Raw genomic sequence first — 21,800 nt, 5'->3', positions numbered from 1 at the left:
AAGCGTGCGAGCTTTTGCTCAGCTTTGCAATAATTACTCTACAGGCTGTCTAACCTGTTGCCCAAGCTTTTTTCAGTCGGGAACCAATTTTGCGTGGGTCATGTACCAATATCAGACTAAGTACAAAGCACTCATCGAACCTTATAAACTTGGCAAAATTACAAGCAGGCAATTCTTAGCTAATTTATTGACTATTTTTGATTTTCTTGATGATGATGATTTTGTCTGTAGCGTGAGTGATTCAGTAAAAATTGCTGGCTGCTCCTATAGAGAAGAAGCCAATTTGGCCCTGCTAGAAAACGCTTGGAATGCAATCATTGGCCTGGAGGATGATAGAGTAGCCCGTTTTGCCACACTCGCCGAACGAGCTGCAGAAGAACCAGTCTATTTAATATCCAATACCAATGAATTAAATGTAAACAAAATAATTCAACTCTTACAAAACAAGAATCCTGGAATTCATTTTAATCAAATTGACTGCGGTGTAGTAGATGATAAACAGCCCATTGAAATAGCACCCAACATCTTTCTTTGTTTATCCTACCGCTATCAACTTTTTAAAACGGACTCTCAAACCCGCGTGGCAACGAATTCTCATTCCACCATGTCTTTACTGCGGTATCTGGTTGAAGAACAATTACCCGCAAGCGATAGAGAAAGTATTCACGTTATCAGTCAATATCCAGCTGATTTGGAAGAAGCGATAAAATTAGGCATTGCTCCTGCCAATACTCACCAAGATAGCAACTATTTCCCCGTGCCAACGCTGAGAACCCTGGAAATAAATGAAGAAAAACCAGCTTTGCTAATTTAAAAGTGCTTAGCTGGCTTATGATTGTTAAAACGTAAAAAAACAAATAAAGATTAGGGTGTAGTTTTCTTAGCCCTTGGCTTAGGTGCAGCCTTAACTATGGTTGTTTCTTCTACAGCGCATACTTCACTTTTTTTACAGCAGCAATGAGCAAATAAATTGTAGAGCCAGGCTAGAATAACCCCACCAATGAAAGCATCGATAAAACCGATAATGCCGCCAATCACACTGCCTAAAATCGAGGGTTGATAACCGACATACAAAGAACCCATTGCAGCAACAAAGGGCTGTCCATAACTAGAATAATAGGCGATGATGCCCATCAGAAAAATAGATATGCCCCACAAAATCCCTAAAGCCAATCCTAAAGCCATCGGGCTTAACCTGCAGTTAGTCATAACAATCTCCCTATTATGAGACCTTGGTGCAATTTCATTACAGTCCCGCTGTAACTTCTTACCATCATTGCAAAAATAGTGCAACGATTCAAGCAAAGTAATGAATCCAATTTTTCTGGGATTTAGCGAAAGGCCGGGTCCCAAAAACTGCGTAACTTACGACTATGCAATTGCTCTCCACCTCGTTCACGCATTAACTCCAATGCTCTAATACCGATTTTTAAATGTTGATTGACACTTTTTTCGTAAAAATGGCGGGTTATACCAATTAATTTGATTTCCCCATGCAACGGCTTATCAGATACACACAACAAAGTCCCATAGGGAACGCGATAACGAAAACCATTGGTTGCTACTGTCGCACTTTCCATATCCAGGGCAATTGCCCGACTCTGATTCAAATGCAACAAAGGAATACGATGATTGCGCAACTCCCAATTACGGTCATTGACTGAGGCAACTGTGCCAGTACGCATGATACGCTTCAATTCATAACCATTAAGTTGTGTACAATCGGTAACGGCATCCTGCAATGCCAGTTGTACCTCAGCCAAAGAAGGAATCGGCACCCACAAAGGCAGTTCCTCATCCAAAACATGATCATCACGAACATAGGCATGCGCCAAAACATAATCACCTATTCGTTGTACAGCCGACAAACCAGCACAGTGACCTAGCATCAGCCAGACATGCGGACGCAGAACAGCGACATGATCAGTAATTGTTTTTGCATTGGAAGGACCCACACCAATATTAATCAAGGTAATACCAGATCCATCTGCTCGCAATAAATGATAGGCAGGCATTTGTGGCTGGCGTAGTGGTGCAATGCCATTTTGCACACGATCAATCAGTGAGTCAGGCAAATTAGTATTCCAGGTCATCACATTACCAGGCTCAACAAAAGCCGTGTATTGTTGTCGATAGGCACGCAGATCGGGATCAGGTGTTGCCTGCATTAACTCTCGCCCAATCCGGATAAATTCATCAACATAAAACGCATAATTGGTGAACAAGATATAAGACTGAAAAAATTCCGGTGAAGTCGCCGTATAATGCTTCAAGCGATGGAGGGAATAATCAATGCGAAGGGCGGAAAAAAGGGCGAGAGGATCCATACCATCAACTTTTTCGTAAGTTCCGTTAACGATACGATCATCAATTGTGGTCAGATCAGGTACGTCAAATATATCGGGTAACTGGCCTATCCGATCGGGTTCGATTAAATCCCGCCCAACATCCAATCCCTCAGGGAATGCAAAATGTACTGGAATTGCTACCTCACTGAGTCCAACAGACAAAGGCACATCATGATGAGCAACTAATGCTCTAAATTGGTTAAGTAAATATTCTTTATATAACAAAGGCCGCGTTAAGGTAGTTTGATAGCAACCTGGTCCTGTGACAAAACCAAAGGAATGACGCGCATCGACATTCGTACGTACTGTTGTTTTAATACGCACAAAAGGGTAATAAGCCCTTACTCGTTTAGTGAGGTCTTCGCCGTTAACAAAACGCTTGAATGCTTCGCGGAGTCCGGCGGTCTGGTTTTCATAAATTTCGCCCACGCGCTCTATTGCTTGCTGTGGATCATTATATTGTTTTATTGAAAACATGAATTATCGATAATCCCTAAAGCAAAATAATTCGATAATTTTAGTGTAGCCTCCTTTATACAAAATTGTACTAAACTTAGCAGGTGAGATCCTGCAAAAGAAGCAATCGCTTACAGGATAAACAGCTATTCGGACTAAATTGATAGGTTCTAGAGGGAAATGAAGAAAATAAAGAAAATGCTATCAATTATTGCGTTGAGCTATTTAATGCAAATTGCTGTTGTTTACGCAACCATTAAAGTCGGGAATCCCGTTTATAGACCCCCTTTTGTGTTCAATCAGGAAGAAGGATTCGATATTGATTTGATGAAACTTCTCTGCCAGAAAATAAATGAAGATTGCGAATTTCATTCCATGGAATTCAATAATTTATATATCGCGTTGAATGAAGGAAAACTTGATCTGGCTATCGGTGGAATCACCATTTCCCAAGCCAGGAAAGCCACTTATATTTTCAGCCTACCTTACATGGAAAGCCATGGGCAATTTATCGCTTTAAAGAACAGCGGCTTGAAATCGATTAGTGATTTAAAAGGGAAAAAAATAGGAGCAGTAAGAGGCTCTGATTATGAGGATTTCCTAGTCAATCATTATGGTTTAGAATTCGAAATCGCTTTGTATGAGGGACCTGTTGCTTTAATTGCCAGCCTAAATCAAGGGGATACTGATGCCATATTTTCAGATAGTATCTCAATGAAATATTGGCGACAAACCAGTGATGGAGTCCTGGTCAATGTGGGCGACCCTATGACTGTAGGGGGTGGTTTTGCCATCATGGCTTTGCCACAAAAGGCTGATTTAATTGAATCAATCAATCAACAATTATTAAAAATAGAAAAAGATGGTAATTATATTAAACTTTACAATAGCTATCTCACCGATTAAAAAATAGTCCCCCTCTTCTGCTTTTCCCTTCTTAAGACTTTAAGCAAAGTTCCAGTCCCTCTGGCAATTAATATTTTTTTAAGTTTATTAATCTACAATAAAACTATCTATGATTTTTGAGTTATTGAAAAGTGACCCTAGCAACATTAAGCAAAACACTGGATGAATTTAATGCTTATATTAGGGGTGGATCAACTTTTAAAGACTTAAAAGCACGTATGACGTTTTACGATACCAAGCTTATCAAATTAAATACCGATTTTCATACCATAACCATTTCAGACTCAGAAGAGGATAGTTCCCCTGAATATAAGGAAATCATCAAAAAGCTAAAGGCACTGCTAACAAACCTGAATATACCGCAAAGTCACTGGGACAGGTATTTAAAATCAAGTTTGACCGTTTATGATTTCTTCGCTGAATTAAAAAAAGAAAAAAATAGTCTCCAGGCTGGAGATATTCTCGATTTAATTGATGAAAAAACTGCCTATGGGAAAATGGAGCTTGCTGTAGCCGGGGCCTTGATATTTTCAATAGTAGCCAATTTATATATGAGCCCCGTGATGGCCGGCACCATAGACATCATAAAAGGATTCCTGGCGTCAGCAACCGGGATACCCATTCTTGGTGCAGTTTATACTGGTTTTGCCGCCCTTTACGCAATGTATCAAAATCATTTTGATAAGAAACGCTCCCTCTTTAACCGCATCCGTGATAATGCGTTCCTATTCACTAATACAGCAATCAACATCGCGGCCTACGCGATTTGGATAGCGTCTGCAACGGTTATGTCACCGATTGTAGCCAGTTTATTCGTCGCTGCTTCTGCTGTAGATGTGTTTAAAGAAATGTTCGCTGCGGCACAAAATTATCTTGAATACAAAAACAGCCCTCCTATTGTCGGAAATGATTTACAAGCTGAACAAGAACTTTTGCGCCGTGAATCGAATTATATAAAACACCGAAACGCAGCAATCGTTAATCTAGTAGCCGCTGTTGTCTTAGTCGGTATTATGGCTGCCTGGTGTTTTGTTCCGGGTGGGATTTTTGTAACCCTCGCCGCAGTGGCCGCCATAGTGACTGTCTATGCCGTTAAAACGGCTATTCTTAAATACAATGAATCGACTATGCGTGACCGCTTGCAAACAGGTTTAAAAACCTTAGAAGAAACCCATGAGAAAAAAGTACAAGTTGAGGCTGGTAACGATCTTGACATGAACCCTCACCATGAAATCAGTACTGGCTTAACTCAGGTTTTAACTCACACTGTCGATTCAACACTAACGACTGTTACTGTCTCTAGAAGTGATAACCATGATGAGCCATCCAAATTACACGTTAGTGGAGGAGCCTCATTTTTCAACCATGAACACGGGCATCATGAAACCACCACACCGGCCTCTGTTGTAAAACCAAAAGAGGATGGAGAGATTCCACCCTCGTCTATTCCCACCACTAATCAATAGATTTCTTTCCAAATCGCTGCTGCTGGAGATTGTTTCGTGACTGTGCGGTGCGCGAATCCTCCTGGCTGACGTACAAACGGCGAGTTTCGTCGAAAGAAGTCCCAACTCCCCAATCAAGCGTGATTTCATTAATTTTTTACCCTTTTACGCAGGCCAATGGCTTTAAAAAAGCGACTCGCCTCGCCAAACCGGCAAATTCTGTTGCTTCAACGACTTTATCAACATCCTTATAAGCACCCGGTGCTTCTTCAGCAACCCCACGCATCGAATGACTACGGATATATATACCTTGCCGTGCCAATTCATGAATTAGCGCTTTTCCCTGCCATTGTTTTAGTGCTTGCCTGCGGCTCATCTGCCGCCCGGCACCGTGGCAGGCGGAAGCAAAAGCATGATTTAAATCCTCGGCATTACCAGCCAAGATGTAAGAACCGGTTCCCATACTGCCGCCGATACAAACCGGCTGCCCTACCTCATTATAACGTTTGGGTAAAGAGGGGTGTTTAGGTCCAAATGCCCTGGTTGCTCCTTTACGGTGGATGTAAATTTCTTTTCTTCTCCCTTTAACCAAATGGGCCTCCCCTTTACAGGTGTTATGGGACACATCAAACAAGGTTTCAAGTCGGGCATCGGCCAAAATACGGGTAAAAGCATCGCGCGTTAAATGGGTAATGATTTGACGGTTAGCAAGCGCACAATTCACACCACAAGCCATAGCACCAAGATATCCTTGACCTGCCGCCGATAAAATAGGGGCACAAGCCAGTTCTCGATCGGGTAACTTAATTCCCAATCCTTTAGCTGCTTTAGCAAGAGAAATCAGATAATCCGAGCCAATTTGATGTCCCAAACCTCGTGAACCACAATGGATGGCAACAATAATTTGATCCTCAGCAAGACCAAAGGCTTTGGCTGCAAGTTCATCATAAATTTTTTTAACCACCTGAATTTCCAGATAATGATTACCAGAGCCCAGAGTCCCCATTTCCTTTAATTGGCGTTTTTTGGCGAATTCAGAAACATTCTCAGGATGAGCGCCTGCCATTATTCCTTTTTCTTCAATGTAGTCCAAATCGTCGTGAAAACCATAACCCTGATCGACTGCCCACGTTGCCCCTCCACGCATCACGTCATGGAGCTCTAAAATAGACAAAGAAATCGTTCCCTGAGCACCCACCCCAGAAGGAACAGAAACAAATAACTGCTCAGCCAAATCCTCTATATAAGGAAGGATATCATTGAGAAAAAGATTGCTACGTAAACAGCGTATGCCACAAGAAATATCGAAACCAACACCACCTGCAGAGACAATGCCGCCCTCCTCTGCATCAAAAGCAGCGACGCCACCGATCGGAAAGCCATAACCCCAATGCGCATCAGGCATGGTCATGGCGGCCCCTACCAAACCAGGCAGACTCGCCACATTCATGATTTGTTGCCGGACTTTTTCATCCATTGCGGCAATAAGCTCCCTGGAACCAAACATCATTACTGAATTGGGCTTTTCCAGGGGTACCCAGCGGTACTCATCGATTTGTTTTAATCCCTTTATATCCATCGCCAGCTGTCCTTCACCGGGCCAGACTTAAACATCAACAACACATTGAGCCTGCCACAAATCGCCTTTTTGTTTTACTGATAATAGGGTCAAGGTGGCGCCCTTCACTTCAATGCCGCGCTCAATCCCTGCATGCCAAATTTCCCCTCGCGCTTTACCTTGCCACAAAAAGCCGGTTCTCTTGAGTTCAAATTCTACCAATATTAAATTATTAGCCTGTGCCTGGGCGATGAGCAAATTGAGCCAGGTCACAAAAGCCAATTCAATGTCCTCTTCTGCAAATTCAACATTGATTTTATGGCTTGGATGAACAGCGGATAAATCAGCCATTAAAGCGAACATGGCTCTTGCAGCATCAGTAAAACAAGCCTCCATTGAAGTCCCATAGCCTATAATGCCTACATCGGCGTCATGCTCAAAATAATTGTCCTTCCTTGTCATGATATCCTTCTAAAAAGGGCGATTGCTATTAAACGATGAATCTAAAGTCTCTTCTTCGATAACCTTTATAGCCCATGCAAACTCCTCGGAAACTAAAAAAGCGTTAGTCTTCTCACAACAGGATTGAGCCAAATCCTGATAAGCTTTGAGCTCACAGACATCCGTCTTATTCGCTATTTGGGTCCATGACCAAAGCGTAATCTACCACTCTACCACCGGCTTATACATTGCGCACTAAGCCAAGATTGCATCATTCAGCTCACCAAAATACGCGGCAAGTAATAATTATTCCTGTTTTTCATCATAGTTGGCATTGGATACAAAATAAACCAAATCCGAATGTGCATGTCGCTTTACTAACCAGGCGCGTTAACCCTGGCCATCGGCTTGTTACGTAAAATTAATGTCAGAATCAAACCATACAGCGGCACAAACGAAATGAGACTGATTAGCAATTTAAAAATCAAATCAACCGTAGCAATTTCAAGCCAATGGGTACTTAAAAAGGCATTGCCACTCTGATAAAAAGCAATAAAGAAGAAACAATAGGTATCAAACAGATTACCGAAAATAGTCGATACGGCAGGTGCCACCCACCATTTTGCCTGCTGGCGCAAGCGCTGAAAAATCGTGATGTCCAGGAGCTGCCCTGCCACATAGGCGCAAAAACTCGCGAACGCGATACGCAAAACCAAATTATTGTAGGCTAACAAAACACCATGAGCATACCAATTGGAAATCAAATAGGAACATAGAAGGCCTGGTATCATGGCCGCAAAAATTGTCTTTCTCGCACTCTCTGGCCCTAATAACCGTGTTGTTAAATCAGTAAGAATAAAAATCAGAGGGTAACTAAATGCCCCCCAGGTCGTCCGGAATCCCCAGAGTACAAAAGGATACTGAACCAAGGTATTACTTAAACAAATAATAACAACGTGAGCTAATACCAACCAATTAATTTTGCCAGGATTAGAAGCCATAATAGTCTGTTTAAAAATAGGCCATTATGCATCGTTAAGCGAACCATTTCAATCCGTCTTCTCCTGTCTAATGATTTTTACAATACTTAACAATTTTGTTACAGTTTTATCCATCAGCTAATACGACTTATGCTGATAAAAAATGGACCAACTTTTGATTAGATTAAGGAAAATATATGCCAGGTTTTTTCGACAACCTCCGAAATTGGGTGGCTATGCGAGCTCCCTATACCTCCACCGCGGGACACCGCAATGCACAACGTACGAATGCAGTGACTCAAATCGCTGGCCAAGGATTGGAGTCCATCAATAGTACAGCGGTCATTCCCACCAAATTTGCTCAATTTTTAACCTCTGGTTATGCCTTGTTTCGCCATGATACGCATGTCAGTGAAAAACTAATCCACACTATTCAACTTCTGCTAGCTGGTGCGCACACTGGCTTAGCTATTGCTCTACTCTTTCAAGAAGGTGATTGCGACGAATTGACCTCTAACGTTTGTAAAGCAGTTACTCTCTGCGAATTTTTATATCAAGGCACCTTAATCGTAGGCTGGGTCCCCAGTGAGTTATCCAAAGATCCGCCCCCTGCTCCAACGGTCTAGACGAGGATCCCTACCGTTTTGCCAAGGCGTGTTGACGAATGCCAACACGCCCCTAATAGCTTGCCAACAGGCTCAAAATCAACGATTAATTTCTTCGACCCAAATTGGATGAGCAAAGATAACATCACACAATCGGCATAGGGCAAACCGGATAGCTAAACTTATTTATTGCTAAGGAACACCCATACTCAAGACCGTCTTCACTCTATTTGCTATTTTTTATGCTATTCAATGCGGTTTTTGCTGATAAAATAGTCACTGCGGTTATTTTAATCGCTAAATGAATGCTATTCCATTAAGGCAGGCTAAGAAATTACCATTTTGTCTGCTAATCTTTAAATCGAACCATTTAGGGGATTTCCTTTTATGTCCATTATCCTGCGCATTTTTGATTTTGATAAAACAATTAGTATTGAACATACCATGCATAACCCTGCTCTCTATCATCCGGAATCCAATACCAAAAGTGGTTTGCAAAAAACCGTTGTCCATAATGATCAGGAAATCTGTGCCATTGCTACCTTTCATAGAGATCCCGAGTATGTTCTCTCTTATCTGCTGCCCGTGCTTGGTTTAACAGAAAACGATATCACACGTTGCGAACTCGAATCCTTTACAGACCATCAACTGACGAACGTGTACTTAAAAAACTGCAAATACCCTCTAATCATTTCCACCCCCCTAACCGATGACTATAAAGCGCACCTTCTTGGGCTTGCATGGAGTGGCAAGAATACACAGATTAGAGACATTATCAGTCAGCTTCCTCCCTGTGATGAGTATCATTTTTATGATGACACTGAAAAAAACTACTCCACCGCAACCCTGATGGACACTCTACACTGCTATTGGGTAGAGGAAGATAATGTTGAATTTAAAATCTCTAAAACGAGCAAGCCAACTGCTATGGGAGCGTTGAAAAACAGGCTTCAAGTTTACCTCGAACAACATCGGGTAAAAGAAGCAGAAGAAGAGAGGCTATCACAATCCTTGCAGGCTCTGTCTTTATTTGCTTCCTCATCTGACAATAAAAACAATCATAATCAGCAAAAAGAGGAGAACGTTAGCGTTGCAACTTCGAGCTTAACGGAGCATCTACAAATCCGTGCGGCAACAGCCTTATTGAAATTTTTAGATTTCGGACCGGCTCTTGGTAACACCGAATTGGAGCAACTACAAGAAGGAATGCTTGCCCTTATCCTGAGTGATTGGGAACGTGACAGCGAACACTCGCTGATGGATTTTATTAATAATCTGGTGAAGCAACGAGCCGAAGTCGCAGTAGATGACTACCTTTCTGATGATGACCATTATGAAACTGTACCTGGGTTTAAGAACTAAGGGCTTTCACTGATTTTTCTTCGGTTCTGCTGACCATTTCGCCAGCTTGAGCCGAAAACGTTATTTACGCGTAGCGAAGCGCAGGAAATTAACGGTTTTCGGCCAAGATAGTAGAAATGCCAAAGACCCTATTCGCTGCGCAAAGAAACCATGGGTTCAAGTTTTGCTGCACGCCTTGCCGGGTAAAAACCAAAAAAGATACCGGTGGCGACTGACACGGCAAAACCTGCCAGTGGTGGCATTAAGAAAAACGTAAAATGCCATTGACTGAAATAGGCAACCCCCCGTGTAAAAATTAATCCCAAGATAACACCCAGAACACCACCCAGGAAAGACAACATGACGGACTCAATTAAAAAAAGGGCTTGAATTTCACTGTTCTTTGCGCCTACCGCTTTGCGGATACCAATTTCTTTTTTGCGCTCACTCACAGACACTAACATTACGTTCATAACCCCAATTCCACCGACTAGTAACGAAATACCACCAATGACGGCTAATAATAAGGTAAAAATCCGGCCTTGATTTTCCATACTCGCAATAATTTGCTTGGCGCTGCGAGGGAAGATATTTAATTTGGGTGCCTGGGCAGTAAGAATTTGCTTAATTTGTGCGATTACATCATCAATAGGGCTATCTGGTTGCAACAGTACAACCGCATTATTTATTTTACTGTCTTTAGACACTAAGGGCATCCCCGCAATCGGGATAATCGCTGACTGATTAATATCTTCGTTAAAAAAACCATTCTCTTTCCAGGGTTTCGCCACCCCGATGATGGTATACAGTGTTTGCCCTATGCGTAATTGTTTACCAATCGGATTATCGAGGCTAACCTCTTGTAATTGACGGGCCAAGCCATCACCTATCACACAAAAATGCTCGAACGATTCGACAAAAGAGACAAAATGGCCGTGAGCCAGTTTGATATGAATAATAGCAGCTAATGATTCATCCGCCCCAATCACGGCTCCCTGCAGCATTTTCCCCTGGAAACTTAAGGGCTGGTAAGCCGTACTGTAAGGCGCAATTTGCAAGATTGCAGGAATCCGCTCCGGTAATTGCCGCCAAAGCGCTATCGGTATCTGGCTCTCATTACTATGTGTTTTGTCAGGCGTTTTCTGATAGACAGAGATTGCCAATAAATCGGTGCCCAGTGCTTTAAATTGCTCCAGGGCTTTTTCTGTTGCCAATTGGCCGCAACTTATCAAGGCTACGACTGCCGCAGTACCAACCAGGATACCCAAGACCGCAAGGAACGATCTTAATTTTGATGACGATAAATTAACCAACGCTTGTTGAAAATGGCTGAATAAAGTCATTGCCTGGATTCCGCAATAATTTTCCCATCAGCGAGGGTGATCCGTCTCGCACACTGGGCTGCTATTTGTTCATCATGCGTTACCATGATAATAGTCCGTCCTTCACGGTGCAGCGCTAAAAACAAACTCATGACCTCGGAGCCGGTACGTGAATCAAGCGCCCCCGTAGGTTCATCGGCTAAAATGACTCGAGGCTCCCCAACTAGCGCACGTGCAATCGCAACACGCTGCTGTTGCCCACCCGATAACTGGGTCGGCCGATGTTCAGCAAAACTGCCCATGCCCACACGAGTCAAGGCATTCATAACGCGTTCGTTCAATTCGCCAGTCGCCATCTGACGATAAATTAAGGGCAAAGCGACATTTTGTCTTGCATTAAAACGAGGTAACAAATTAAATTGCTGGAATACAAAACCAATACTCTGATTACGCAAAACAGCTAAGTCATTTGCTGTTAAACCAGCCACGTCTCGTTCATGAAGTAAGTAATGACCACTGTCCGCTTTATCCAACAAACCAATAATATTCATGAGTGTGGATTTTCCAGAACCCGAGGCACCAACAATGGCGACTAACTCCCCCTCTTGTACCGTCAGGGAAATATCTTTTAATACCTGGGAGCAGGCGTCGCCAATTTGATAGGTCTTTGTTATATCACGCAAGGTGATTAATGACTTTTCAGTCATAGGCCACCACATCCCCTGCTTTTAAACCAGAAGCAATCACGACTTTATCCGCCTGAGCCGAGCCAGTTGATACAATACGGCTGGATAAAGAGCCATTACTGGCAAGTACGTTAACGACTGAATTACCTTTTTCTTGTTTCACCGCAACAATAGGTACTAATAATTGCTCATTCCCTGTAATAGGTAATTCAACAGAAGCACTCATGCCCACTTTGACCCAACGGCGCTGTTCTTCGGTCAGGTTTTTAACCTCCACTACGGCACTGAAAGAGGGTAAAGCGCCGCCATTATTTGACGCTTGTACATTGACCGCGACTAACTCTCCCTTTAAAACCTGTTTCCCCAGAGCAACCCCGGTGATGTTCGCTGCCATACCGGTATGAATTTTATCAATATCAATTTCAGGCACATCAATTTCAATACTTACCCCGGTTAAATCGCCAACCAAGGCTAACACCTGGCCGGATTTAACGGCTGCACCGACCATTAATCGGGCTGACTTATCTTCACTGGCCTTGGGCGGGTAAAGCAAGACGCCATCCGTTGGCGCCTTTAAATGAATCAAATTATGTTTTGAACCCAAGGCTTGTTTTACTTTAGCAAAATCAGCAATATTAAGCGCTGATAGATTTTTGGCTACCGCTTCACCGTTATCCATTTTCTCTAACATTTCACTTAGCTTACGCGTGGACTGCATCAGACTTACCCGTGCCGTATCCAAACTGGATTTTTCACTTAAATAGTTGTTTTTGGATAGCAACCCCGCATCCCAAAGCTCTTCGGTGCCAATGAATTTTGCCTTGGCAACGGTGAAATTATCCTTAGCCTTTAAATACTCGGTAAGCGTGTCATTGTATTGTCTTTGTAGATCAGTGGAATTCAAGGTCACAACGACGGCCCCTTTTTTTACTAATTGGCCATAGTGAAAGTGCATGGTTTCTACAATCGCATCCATCGGACTAGTCAAGGTACTTTCCTGGATAGGCTGGATAGTCCCGTTAAAATACAAAGTCTTTTGCACCGGCTCTGTTTTGACCACATAGGTCTGCAAAGTACTTTTTTTCTGTTCTTTAGGATTGCTGCACGCCATCAATAAGCTGGCCATCATAACCAAAATGAATAAATAGAACCTGTTTTTCATTCGCCATACCTAAGTTTAATTTGCCAATGATCAAGCGTCGTTCCCAGTATACGCTGTAAGGCTGACAACTGGTTAAGATACGCAACTTTGGCAACGATTAAGCCAATTTGTGCCTGAATAAGTTGATTTTGAGTATTATTAACATCAAGCGCACTGGCAATACCCGCTTGCTGCTTTTTCTTTTCTAACGCATACGATTGGGCTGCCAATTTAACCTGCTTTTCAGCCAATTGGTATCGTTTCGCCAGACTTTGGATCGCATTAATCGTGTTCGTAATCGTTGTTTCCAGCCCTCGCTTCGTTGCGATAAGGGCAAGACGATCTTTTTCCAATTTGACTTTGGCCGTAATGAGTTGGCTGCGACGACTAACATCATTAAGAGGGACCGTCAGCGTAACCCGTGCTGACTCGGTTAGGTTGCGGCCGCTGTAAATACCGCGGAAGCCGCTATTATTCGCATCAACCTCAGTGACCGCACCACTTTGTACATTAGCACCCACATCAAGCTGCCAAAGCTGTTGGTTTTTCGCCACCTCATAAGCTCTCTCATCGGCACGAAGGACCATTTTCTGGGCTAAATATTGCGTATTATGATTGAGTGCCAAGTCAATAGATTCCTTCAGATCAGGCACAACGATTCGATCCACGGTCACGTCGCTTGGGACCGATAACCGCATCTGTGGATCAAGACCTATGGTTTGCAGCAAATCTTGGGCTGCTGTTTTAAAATCATTCTCTGCCTGCTCGACCATCAAACTCAACGATTCAATTTGGTAGGCCTGCTGAATATTACCGGTGGGCTCCAGTTGCCCAGCCTCTATTTTTTTCTCATTAAACTCATAGGACTTACGGGCTTCTTTCAATTGTAGTCGTTGGGTTTGTAAGGTATTGCCGCTTAAGATTAATGCTCGATACGCGATAATAACCTGGGTGATCTGATCGATAACCGCTTGTTGCAAATTCAATTTATTAAGCCATTCATTATCGATGGCATCCAGCAAATTGGCCTCATTGGCCGCCTTGCCAAAACCGCGTAATAAAGGTTGCGTAAAGGAAAAATTGAGGACTGGTGTAAAACTGTTGTAATTGGAAACGTTGTTGTCCATATTCAAGGACAACTGTGAACCCAGTTTGGTTTTCAAATTGACTTCCGGGGTGGCCAAAGAACTGTTGTTTGTTTTACTACCCACCCCACTATAGCGGCTTCGTTCCACTACCGCAGAGCCGGCCAGGGCATATTGCAATTCGAATTCATTATGAGCCAGGCGTAATTGATAGCGCTGAATAATACGATCCAATTCCGCGTTTTGGATATTCGGGTTATAGCGCAAGGCAAGCAAAATCGCTTCGCGCAAACTCAGGCGCTGTGGTTTTTTATGCCGTGATTCGGGTGACGCCGGTAAATCCACCCAATTATCCAGCATGTATTCAGGATTTTTAATAGCTTGCCGCAAGCGCTCACCAGCCTGCTCCACCCGCAAGGCTTCATCCCGGGGCTTATCTACCCAACGATAAAGCGAGGGAGCCTCACTTGCTTTAGGGACTGAGGCAGCCGAGAGCTCACCAACCCAGAAGCTGCCTATCAGACAACCCCAGGTTAGCAACCTCCTGCAATTTAGTGAAAACAACACCGAGTCCCAACCTTACAAAGATTCATGGCTAAAATTAAACCATATATTCACTGAATACAGAAGAGGCCCGCGGATTAATCACTGCAAAATCCTCTGTTTGATAACATTTCCTCTTATAATCCTTAGGGAACAGGATAAGTCGCCGTACGGGTACAACGCACAGCCAGGAAGGGGAAATTAAATATATAATACTCCGCTTGAAGCCCTGTACTGAATTGCTGGGCCATAGCCAAATTCAAGTCGGCCTGATTTGAGGTCCAGTAGGGGTTGGTCGTTTGAAAATTACCAAAATTTATACCTGAACCACCCACATTAAGTAAGTTAGTGTAGATAGCATTCACCTGATTAATTGCTGGCAAATACCAAGTGGTCACTCCCGATCCAAAGAACTCCGTGCAATTATTCGCGGCATAATCATCATTGCCATAGGTATCGATAATGTCCTGAGTATTTTGGGCACCATTATTTGGATCCGTTGCGCCGGTATTTAAATCCAAAACAGAGCCCCAAATATTAGGGGAATTGTCAGCGGGTGTGACCAGAGTCATTGTCTGAGTACCTGTATCAACCATAAATACAATGTCATTCGAACTGCCACTTGTAAAACCGATGGCGAATTCAAGTGGATTGGCAATCGGTGAGGTCGTGGTGATTGGGAGTACTGCGGGTATAAAAGGCGTGTTGGATGAGAAAAGAAGCTGACAACTAGTATTAGCCGGGAGATTAGCGCATTGGCTATCGTCCAGGTTCACTGTTCCAACCCAGCTGACAGGAAGGGTAGCTGAGATACCAGTAACCGCGCCCGTCGGAGAGGTATTCGTAACAGTCACTGCTGTCTGTACCGCACCATTGTTATCGATAGAAACAAGCGCTCCTAGTGGACTTACTGTAACAATGGGATCAGCTACAATCTGGACAACAATGGGGATAGTATTGGTATTGGTCCCTGCGATATTGACTGTTGCAGTTTGTGGAGTGTTCCCACCAAAGGTTATATTGCAGTTATTCTGTGGCGGCAAAGCGGCAGGGCAAAAAGAGACAGCGGTCATGCCAGCCGGGACAACTGGAGCCACGTTCAAACCGTTTGCATTGAGTCCACCTGGCGGTTGGGTATTGGTTATCAGCAACACCTGGGTTTGATTGGCCTCATACTGCAGCGTCGGCGTGGGAGGTGTCTGGGCTGGCGGGGAGGTCGTAATAATGACCGGCGCCACAGTCACATTAACCGTCGCGGGAGGATTTGACGTATTCGTCCCGGTAATAGTGATGGGAGTACTGGCTACCGAAACCGCTGAAGTGACGGTAATCGTGCAAGTCGCATTCGGGGCAAGCGTGGGCGTACAAGTGTTATTAACCAGGGTAATCGGAGCAACCAAATTGGGCACCACATTATTTGCCGTTATGGGTGAAACATTCTGTACGGTAATTACGCCATTCGCTCCCACCGTAAATTGCAGGTTGGTCGGCGTAGCAGTCAACGTGGCGAAAACGGCCTGCAGCGTTATCGTCTCCTGGTTGGTATTCGTACCACTAATGATGACCCCGGTGGGTGCAACCGCAACAGCCGAGGTAAAAATGATCGTACAACTGCTTCCAGGCGCTAACTGCACCCCGCAACTGTTGCTACTTACAGTAAGTGGGCTTCCAAGTGGAATTTGAGCCGCAATATTTTGTGCAAAAGCGCTTGTTGACGTATTGGTCACCGTGATTGTAGCCGTACCCCCCACGGAAAAAGTTCTTACATTGGGGGAGGCATCAATCGTCGCTGGAACCGACGGCGTTACCCTGACGCGCAAGACATCGCTATCTTTGGGTTTTGAACATAAGAAAGGATCGGGGCGCAGATCGGTCGCGCTTCTGGTCTTACAGACTACCGGCCCATAAAACAGCGGGCGGGGTATCTCACTGCCGAAAAGCTGCAACCGAAGCAAACAAGATTGTCCCACAGCCAAAGGAAAGGGATAGGGGCAACTACCTGCCCCACTGGTGATCTGAATGATTCCAGAAATGGGTTGCATGACCAGCGTACGGTTAAAAATGGAGGTATTGGTAACGCGGTAGGTTGCAAAACCAGTCCCATTGGCAGTGATTTCCGTAGGTGCCTTGACAACAGGTTCAATGTTAAATACAGGCCGCGAATCATTCGCCTGGGCCGTGATGGAAAATCCCAACGCCAAAGCGATGGTCAATCGTTTGAATAAACTTACTATTTTCATCATCAAACCCAATCCTTGAAAAACAATCCTTAACACAAATAGGTCAAACTTAATTGAAATTGGGAGCTGGTGATATTATTAATACTGGGTCCAGTTCCCATCGTTTGCCCGGGCGCACGTCCTAATTCACTCTTACCCCAACCCATCCATTCGTAGCCAATGCCAGCCCACCAATTAGCTGCGAAGGGCATTTGTATCCCCGCACCCAAGGTATAACTGAAACTATTGGTGCTTGTTGTCTGGAACGATGGCGCAGGTACCGCTTGTTGAATTCGTGGTGTTATAGAGAAGGAAGAGGCCTTGTTTCGACCATAACCTAGACTGCCGCTTATGTAAGGGACGATCTCGTAATCAAAGTCGAGGTTAAGCAACAATTTACCTTTCAAAGCAACATGCATATGCTGCACTTTGTAGCTATAGGCAAAGTCATTGTAGAAGGAGTTCCCATCTTCATAAACATCGCCATCCAGTGATGAGGAGGTCGTTCCGGCGAAAGCCAATCCCAATTGGCCTTGCAATTTGGAATTAAGCACTCTTTGCATGCCAAAAAATAATTCAGCCGCAGCAATTGTCTCCTTGTCGCGGTCAGCCGTATAGGTTTTAAATACATCCGATTGCAAATAGATGGTTTGCGTTTCACCGGCTTTCATCCATGCAGGCCCGGCACTTGCAGTGATAACCCAGGCCGAATCGCCATCCCAGTACTCATCACCCATGATTCCCGCGGTAGCACTGGCTGATACGAGACAACCCAATCCAACAGCTTGCAATTTCTTTAAAGTCATTACACATCCCGGTATTTATTATTTTTTTTAATGTCGTCATAGGAACTGTTGATGACATTTCCACCTGATTAGCTAACTTACCGCATTTAAAACAACTTTTCCACGCTCTTATGCGTACTTAGGACTAGATTTTCGAGCACCGCAACGGAGCCTACACGCAAGTAGGTGAACCGCGAAGCACAAAAAATCCGGCCCTAAGCGCCATGACAGTCGACGGGCCAGCCCCCCTAATAGTCCAACGGTTTTCCCACAGCCTGCGCAATAAACAGGCGCTTTAGCGGCGGGCAATGATTGGAAATACGCAAACCCAAACCGCGAAGGGCAATCATGGGAGTAAAAGGGCTGGTAAACAGTGTTTTCAAACCATCCATCATGGCAATCACCTGCCAAACAGCATGCTTGCGTTGACGTTGGTAAGCCCCCAGTGCCCTTGATGAAGTTAACGTTCCTTTTCCTTTATCAGTCAGGCAGGCCAACCAGGCAGAGACATCCGCCAAACCGACATTAAGACCAAGGCCTGCAAGCGGGTGAATTGTATGCGCAGCATCCCCTAATAAAAGCCAGTGCTTATCCGTGTATTGTTTAGCATGGCGCATGATTAAAGGGAATTGATGCCGCTTTCCCTGCACGTTCACTTGCCCTAACTTCTTGGCAAAAGCCCTGGTTAATTCCTGACTGAATTGCTCATCGGTAAGAGCCATTAACCGCTTTGCTTCATTGGGCGTCGTTGACCAGACAATAGAGCATTGCTGCTCATCTATCAGGGGCAGAAATGCCAGAGGGCCATCAGCATTAAAGACTTGATAAGCCGTTTTTTGATGTTTTTTCTCTGTACTTACCGAAGCAACAATAGCCTGATGATGGTAAGACCAACTCGTCAAAGGGACTTTCAGTAATTGACGGCAAGGGGAATTACCACCATCAGCAACCATCAACAATTGCGCTTGCCAGGATTTACCAGCACTGCTAACAGTAATTGAATCCGCCTCTTGTTTCACTGCCGTGACTGCATTCTCTGGAAATAGGATAACGTTGCTCTGTTTGGCTATTTCTTGCAATAAGGCCTGCTTAAGGATGGATTCTTCCAGAATCGTCCCTAATTGTTGTGCCGCAATCATACGTGCATCAAATTCAATATGGACTCCGTTTGCAGCATCCCAGACATACATCCGTTGGTAAGGCGATACGCGCGTTTGATCTAATTGCGGCCAAACCCCAAGCTGCTGCAATAAATCCTGAGAGGCCTGGTTAATCGCATAAACACGACTATCGGGTTTTGCTGCGTTAACTGCTAAAGTACCGGCATCCACCACAGCAGTAGAAAATCCTTGCTGAGCCATTGCCAAAGCAGCCGTTAAACCAACGACTCCCCCACCAATAACAACCACATCAAATTGCTGGTTCATCAAGACTCCTTGGTTTCCAGAGCGATCCCACAAACCAAATCCGGCGTTATTCCTGCAAAACCGCGTGTGTAGCGAGTTAAGATTTTTTTTAATAGCGCGCTGTTATCCATCGCAATGAGGCCTAGATTGCGAGCCAAAGCGACCCCTGGCAAACGGCTAGTGAAAAGACTAATCAAACCATCCGTTAAGCGGATTATCGCTGTTTGATCATGGCGTCTCATCGCCTGATAACGCTGTAGCATCTTGTCATTCAGGCCATCCTCAATAATGCATTGGGCTAAAGTCGCCACATCGCGTAAACCCAGATTAAACCCTTGTCCTGCTACTGGATGCAAGGTGTGGGCAGCATTGCCGACAAAGACTAAAGGCCAGGCAATTTGCTCTGGCATAAATACCTGGCGTAAAGGATAAATAACTCGCTTGCCCACTTTTAAAAAACGTCCCAAGCGGTAACCAAAAGCCTGTTGCAACGCCGTTAAAAAAGCACTTTCATTAAGCGCCATCAGGCGTTTAGCTTCGTCGGGGGGCAAAGCCCAAACCAAGGCAGCACGATTATCAGTCATTGGTAATAGGGCTAAAGGCCCAGAGGAAGTAAAACGCTCATAAGCCTGTTCTCGATGGGCTCTGGCCAAACCGATATTGGCGACAATCGCCTGCTGGCCATACTCTTTTAGCTTCACTCTCAAACCACTAAAACGGCGCACTGCAGATTCAGCACCATCGGCAGCGACAATTAGCTTGGCCTGAACAGTACACTCACCAGCAGCACTGCTAATAGTTGCTAACCCTTCTTGCTTATCCAATGCGGTCAGCTTGGCAGGCGCTAAAATCTCGGCCCCTTTTAATAATTCATGCAAGGCGCGGTTAATAGACTGCATTTCCACGACATAGCCTAAAGGATGGGTTACCTCGCCTTGCAAACGCGCGGCACCAAAACGATATTGATCGGACACATGAATTGTCGTGATAGGGGTTGCGTCTTTTAGCAAAAGCGGCCAAATCGCTAACAGTTGTAAAATCCGTACGCTGGCTGGAGAAAGCGCCAAAGTGCGCGCATCAAAATCACTGTTGACTTTGTTACTAAAAGAGTTCGCATCAACCAATAAGGTGCTATACCCTTTGTTGGCCAAAGCAAGCATTAATGTGGCGCCAGTCAATCCGCCACCAACAATTAGAATATCAACCTGTTTATCAGCCACGCATTAACGCCTCAATCTCTGTTATTTCTGTCGGCAAAGCAGCCGTCAAATTCTCATAACCATCCTCGGTTACAAGAATATCATCCTCTATTCGCACACCAATATTCCACCAGCGTTGCTCAACCCCATCCATTCCAGCACTGATATACAAGCCTGGCTCTACGGTAAGCACCATCCCTGCCTGCAAGGGACGCCATTGACCCTCGATTTTATAGTGACCGCAATCATGTACATCCAACCCTAGCCAATGCCCGGAATTATGCATATAGAAAGGTTTATAAGCGTCTTGATGGATTAGCTCATCCACCTGGCCTTTTAATAAGCCTAATTCACATAAGCCACTGGTCAAAATACGAACTATCCTTTGCTGAATTTCATTCCAGGCTATCCCTGGTTTAATGCAAGCGATTCCGGCTTTCTGGGCCTTAAGGACTAACTCATAAATAGCCCGTTGCTCTGGGTTAAAGCGGCCATTAATAGGGAAAGTTCGGGTGACATCAGACGCATAATTACCGAATTCACCGCCAGCATCAATCAACACCAAATTACCATCACGTAATGGCTGATTATTCTCTGTGTAATGAAGAATACAAGTATTTGCACCACTACCAACGATTGGATCATAAGCAACAGCCCGGCAACCTTGACGACTAAATTCATAAAGCAGTTCTGCTTCCAATTGATATTCATAAGCAATCTGGCTACAAACCTGCATTGCACGTTTGTGAGCGGCAACCGAGATATCAGCAGCCCGACGCATCAATGCGATTTCTGCTGTTGTTTTGATTAAACGCATTTCGCTTAGTACAGGCTCCAAATCACACAAGGCTTCCGGTGCTTTAACACCTCGTCTTATTTGTCCTTTTAAGGTCTGTAAGGCTTGTAAAACATGTTTTTCATACGCTGGATAACGACCGATCGCGTAATAAACAGCAGTCTTGCCTGTCAGAAACGCTGGTAAATGCTCAGTGAGCGTCTCTATGGCATAAGCGGCAGTCATATTGAGTTCTTGACAGGCTCCTTCTTGACCCAGGCGCTTGCCAGTCCATTGCTCTTGAGCAGGGTTACGGGGACGGTTAAATAAATAATCTTCATTGTTTTCACCGGCCACGATCAATAACAACGCTTCCGGCTCATTAAACCCTGTTAAATAGTAAAAATCACTATCCTGGCGAAAGCGGTAATGCGCATCACCATTCCTTACGACCTCATCAGCGGCAGGGATAATTGCAATAGCGCCCTGGGGTAATTTTTGCGCTAATTTTCGACGTCTTTCCTGATATTCTCGCTGACTAATCATCTAACTATCCTTT

Annotated in this window: 19 protein-coding genes; 5 read left to right on the top strand and 14 right to left on the bottom strand. The window is 44.4% G+C overall.

From position 1 onward, the window contains the following. The first annotated feature begins 100 nt into the window (after positions 1–100). Positions 101–814 carry a hypothetical protein gene (locus DYC89_RS00510; protein ID WP_115220026.1) on the top strand — a complete coding sequence of 238 codons (714 nt, stop codon included), beginning with the start codon at positions 101–103 and terminating at the stop codon, positions 812–814. A 50-nt stretch (positions 815–864) separates the two neighbouring features. Here the strand turns inward: DYC89_RS00510 and DYC89_RS00505 are convergent, their stop codons facing one another. Next, the gene (locus tag DYC89_RS00505; protein WP_181879288.1) at positions 865–1,209 is read right to left on the bottom strand and encodes a bacteriophage holin; all 345 of its coding nucleotides are present in this window, start codon (positions 1,207–1,209) and stop codon (positions 865–867) included. A gap of 122 nt (positions 1,210–1,331) precedes the next feature. Beyond that, positions 1,332–2,825, bottom strand: a complete 1,494-nt coding sequence (locus DYC89_RS00500) for an AMP nucleosidase (RefSeq protein ID WP_115220025.1) — start codon at positions 2,823–2,825, stop codon at positions 1,332–1,334. 159 nt (positions 2,826–2,984) lie between these two features. Between DYC89_RS00500 and DYC89_RS00495 the strand changes: the two genes are divergently transcribed. Both DYC89_RS00495 and DYC89_RS00490 read left to right on the top strand, forming a co-directional pair. Further along, positions 2,985–3,710: a transporter substrate-binding domain-containing protein gene (locus tag DYC89_RS00495; protein WP_115220024.1), complete on the top strand. Its 726-nt coding sequence runs from the start codon at positions 2,985–2,987 to the stop codon at positions 3,708–3,710. 131 nt (positions 3,711–3,841) lie between these two features. Continuing rightward, a complete protein-coding gene (locus tag DYC89_RS00490; protein WP_115220023.1) occupies positions 3,842–5,176 on the top strand; it encodes a hypothetical protein in 1,335 nt (444 codons plus the stop codon). Between the two features lie 136 nt (positions 5,177–5,312). Here DYC89_RS00490 and DYC89_RS00485 read toward each other — a convergent pair whose 3' ends face one another. The 3 genes from DYC89_RS00485 to DYC89_RS00475 form a co-directional block, all read right to left on the bottom strand. After that, complete coding sequence (locus DYC89_RS00485) at positions 5,313–6,734, bottom strand: RtcB family protein (protein WP_115220022.1); 1,422 nt, start codon at positions 6,732–6,734, stop codon at positions 5,313–5,315. A gap of 27 nt (positions 6,735–6,761) precedes the next feature. After that, positions 6,762–7,175 carry an archease gene (locus DYC89_RS00480; RefSeq protein WP_115220021.1) on the bottom strand — a complete coding sequence of 138 codons (414 nt, stop codon included), beginning with the start codon at positions 7,173–7,175 and terminating at the stop codon, positions 6,762–6,764. A 356-nt stretch (positions 7,176–7,531) separates the two neighbouring features. Then, positions 7,532–8,155 carry a 7-cyano-7-deazaguanine/7-aminomethyl-7-deazaguanine transporter gene (locus DYC89_RS00475; RefSeq protein WP_115220020.1) on the bottom strand — a complete coding sequence of 208 codons (624 nt, stop codon included), beginning with the start codon at positions 8,153–8,155 and terminating at the stop codon, positions 7,532–7,534. A gap of 176 nt (positions 8,156–8,331) precedes the next feature. On the opposite strand from DYC89_RS00475, the gene DYC89_RS00470 reads away from it, so the two are divergent. Both DYC89_RS00470 and DYC89_RS00465 read left to right on the top strand, forming a co-directional pair. Further along, positions 8,332–8,760: a hypothetical protein gene (locus DYC89_RS00470; RefSeq protein WP_115220019.1), complete on the top strand. Its 429-nt coding sequence runs from the start codon at positions 8,332–8,334 to the stop codon at positions 8,758–8,760. A 366-nt stretch (positions 8,761–9,126) separates the two neighbouring features. Beyond that, positions 9,127–10,101 (top strand): hypothetical protein, encoded by a 975-nt coding sequence (locus DYC89_RS00465; RefSeq protein ID WP_115220018.1) that lies wholly within the window; start codon positions 9,127–9,129, stop codon positions 10,099–10,101. Positions 10,102–10,229: 128 nt separating this feature from the next. Here DYC89_RS00465 and DYC89_RS00460 read toward each other — a convergent pair whose 3' ends face one another. The 9 genes from DYC89_RS00460 to pepP form a co-directional block, all read right to left on the bottom strand. Then, positions 10,230–11,423 carry an ABC transporter permease gene (locus tag DYC89_RS00460; RefSeq protein ID WP_115220017.1) on the bottom strand — a complete coding sequence of 398 codons (1,194 nt, stop codon included), beginning with the start codon at positions 11,421–11,423 and terminating at the stop codon, positions 10,230–10,232. Then, a complete protein-coding gene (locus tag DYC89_RS00455; protein ID WP_115220016.1) occupies positions 11,420–12,109 on the bottom strand; it encodes an ABC transporter ATP-binding protein in 690 nt (229 codons plus the stop codon). The genes DYC89_RS00460 and DYC89_RS00455 overlap by 4 nt, the downstream gene beginning before the upstream one ends. After that, a complete protein-coding gene (locus DYC89_RS00450) occupies positions 12,102–13,217 on the bottom strand; it encodes an efflux RND transporter periplasmic adaptor subunit (RefSeq protein ID WP_425451561.1) in 1,116 nt (371 codons plus the stop codon). Before DYC89_RS00450 ends, DYC89_RS00455 begins: the two co-directional genes overlap by 8 nt. 29 nt (positions 13,218–13,246) lie before the next feature. Then, on the bottom strand, positions 13,247–14,836 hold the full coding sequence (locus tag DYC89_RS00445) for a TolC family protein (protein ID WP_425451560.1): 1,590 nt from the start codon (positions 14,834–14,836) through the stop codon (positions 13,247–13,249). 167 nt (positions 14,837–15,003) lie between these two features. Next, on the bottom strand, positions 15,004–17,100 hold the full coding sequence (locus DYC89_RS00440; RefSeq protein ID WP_115220013.1) for a hypothetical protein: 2,097 nt from the start codon (positions 17,098–17,100) through the stop codon (positions 15,004–15,006). Between the two features lie 26 nt (positions 17,101–17,126). After that, entirely contained in the window at positions 17,127–17,882 is a 756-nt protein-coding gene (locus DYC89_RS00435; protein ID WP_115220012.1) for an outer membrane protein, read from the bottom strand. 227 nt (positions 17,883–18,109) lie between these two features. Next, a complete protein-coding gene (locus tag DYC89_RS00430; protein WP_115220011.1) occupies positions 18,110–19,288 on the bottom strand; it encodes an FAD-dependent oxidoreductase in 1,179 nt (392 codons plus the stop codon). After that, positions 19,288–20,487: a 2-octaprenyl-6-methoxyphenyl hydroxylase gene (gene ubiH / locus DYC89_RS00425; RefSeq protein ID WP_115220010.1), complete on the bottom strand. Its 1,200-nt coding sequence runs from the start codon at positions 20,485–20,487 to the stop codon at positions 19,288–19,290. The genes DYC89_RS00430 and ubiH overlap by 1 nt, the downstream gene beginning before the upstream one ends. Next, positions 20,480–21,787, bottom strand: coding sequence for a Xaa-Pro aminopeptidase (pepP, locus tag DYC89_RS00420; RefSeq protein WP_115220009.1), 1,308 nt, complete (start codon positions 21,785–21,787; stop codon positions 20,480–20,482). Before pepP ends, ubiH begins: the two co-directional genes overlap by 8 nt. Between the last annotated feature and the right edge of the window lie 13 nt (positions 21,788–21,800).

The sequence above is a fragment of the Legionella donaldsonii genome (assembly GCF_900452385.1).
In the GTDB taxonomy this organism is placed as follows: Bacteria; Pseudomonadota; Gammaproteobacteria; order Legionellales; family Legionellaceae; genus Tatlockia; species Tatlockia donaldsonii.
Note: the sequence above shows the minus strand (reverse complement) of the source record. Positions and strands in the feature narration are given on the sequence as shown.

Coding starts and splice junctions, on each gene's coding strand:
- DYC89_RS00510 (WP_115220026.1), top strand. CDS start 101: ATGTACCAATATCAGACTAAGTACAAAGCACTCATCGAACCTTATAAA.
- DYC89_RS00505 (WP_181879288.1), bottom strand. CDS start 1,209: ATGACTAACTGCAGGTTAAGCCCGATGGCTTTAGGATTGGCTTTAGGG.
- DYC89_RS00500 (WP_115220025.1), bottom strand. CDS start 2,825: ATGTTTTCAATAAAACAATATAATGATCCACAGCAAGCAATAGAGCGC.
- DYC89_RS00495 (WP_115220024.1), top strand. CDS start 2,985: ATGAAGAAAATAAAGAAAATGCTATCAATTATTGCGTTGAGCTATTTA.
- DYC89_RS00485 (WP_115220022.1), bottom strand. CDS start 6,734: ATGGATATAAAGGGATTAAAACAAATCGATGAGTACCGCTGGGTACCC.
- DYC89_RS00480 (WP_115220021.1), bottom strand. CDS start 7,175: ATGACAAGGAAGGACAATTATTTTGAGCATGACGCCGATGTAGGCATT.
- DYC89_RS00475 (WP_115220020.1), bottom strand. CDS start 8,155: ATGGCTTCTAATCCTGGCAAAATTAATTGGTTGGTATTAGCTCACGTT.
- DYC89_RS00470 (WP_115220019.1), top strand. CDS start 8,332: ATGCCAGGTTTTTTCGACAACCTCCGAAATTGGGTGGCTATGCGAGCT.
- DYC89_RS00465 (WP_115220018.1), top strand. CDS start 9,127: ATGTCCATTATCCTGCGCATTTTTGATTTTGATAAAACAATTAGTATT.
- DYC89_RS00460 (WP_115220017.1), bottom strand. CDS start 11,423: ATGACTTTATTCAGCCATTTTCAACAAGCGTTGGTTAATTTATCGTCA.
- DYC89_RS00455 (WP_115220016.1), bottom strand. CDS start 12,109: ATGACTGAAAAGTCATTAATCACCTTGCGTGATATAACAAAGACCTAT.
- DYC89_RS00450 (WP_425451561.1), bottom strand. CDS start 13,217: ATGATGGCCAGCTTATTGATGGCGTGCAGCAATCCTAAAGAACAGAAA.
- DYC89_RS00440 (WP_115220013.1), bottom strand. CDS start 17,100: ATGATGAAAATAGTAAGTTTATTCAAACGATTGACCATCGCTTTGGCG.
- DYC89_RS00435 (WP_115220012.1), bottom strand. CDS start 17,882: ATGACTTTAAAGAAATTGCAAGCTGTTGGATTGGGTTGTCTCGTATCA.
- DYC89_RS00430 (WP_115220011.1), bottom strand. CDS start 19,288: ATGAACCAGCAATTTGATGTGGTTGTTATTGGTGGGGGAGTCGTTGGT.
- pepP (WP_115220009.1), bottom strand. CDS start 21,787: ATGATTAGTCAGCGAGAATATCAGGAAAGACGTCGAAAATTAGCGCAA.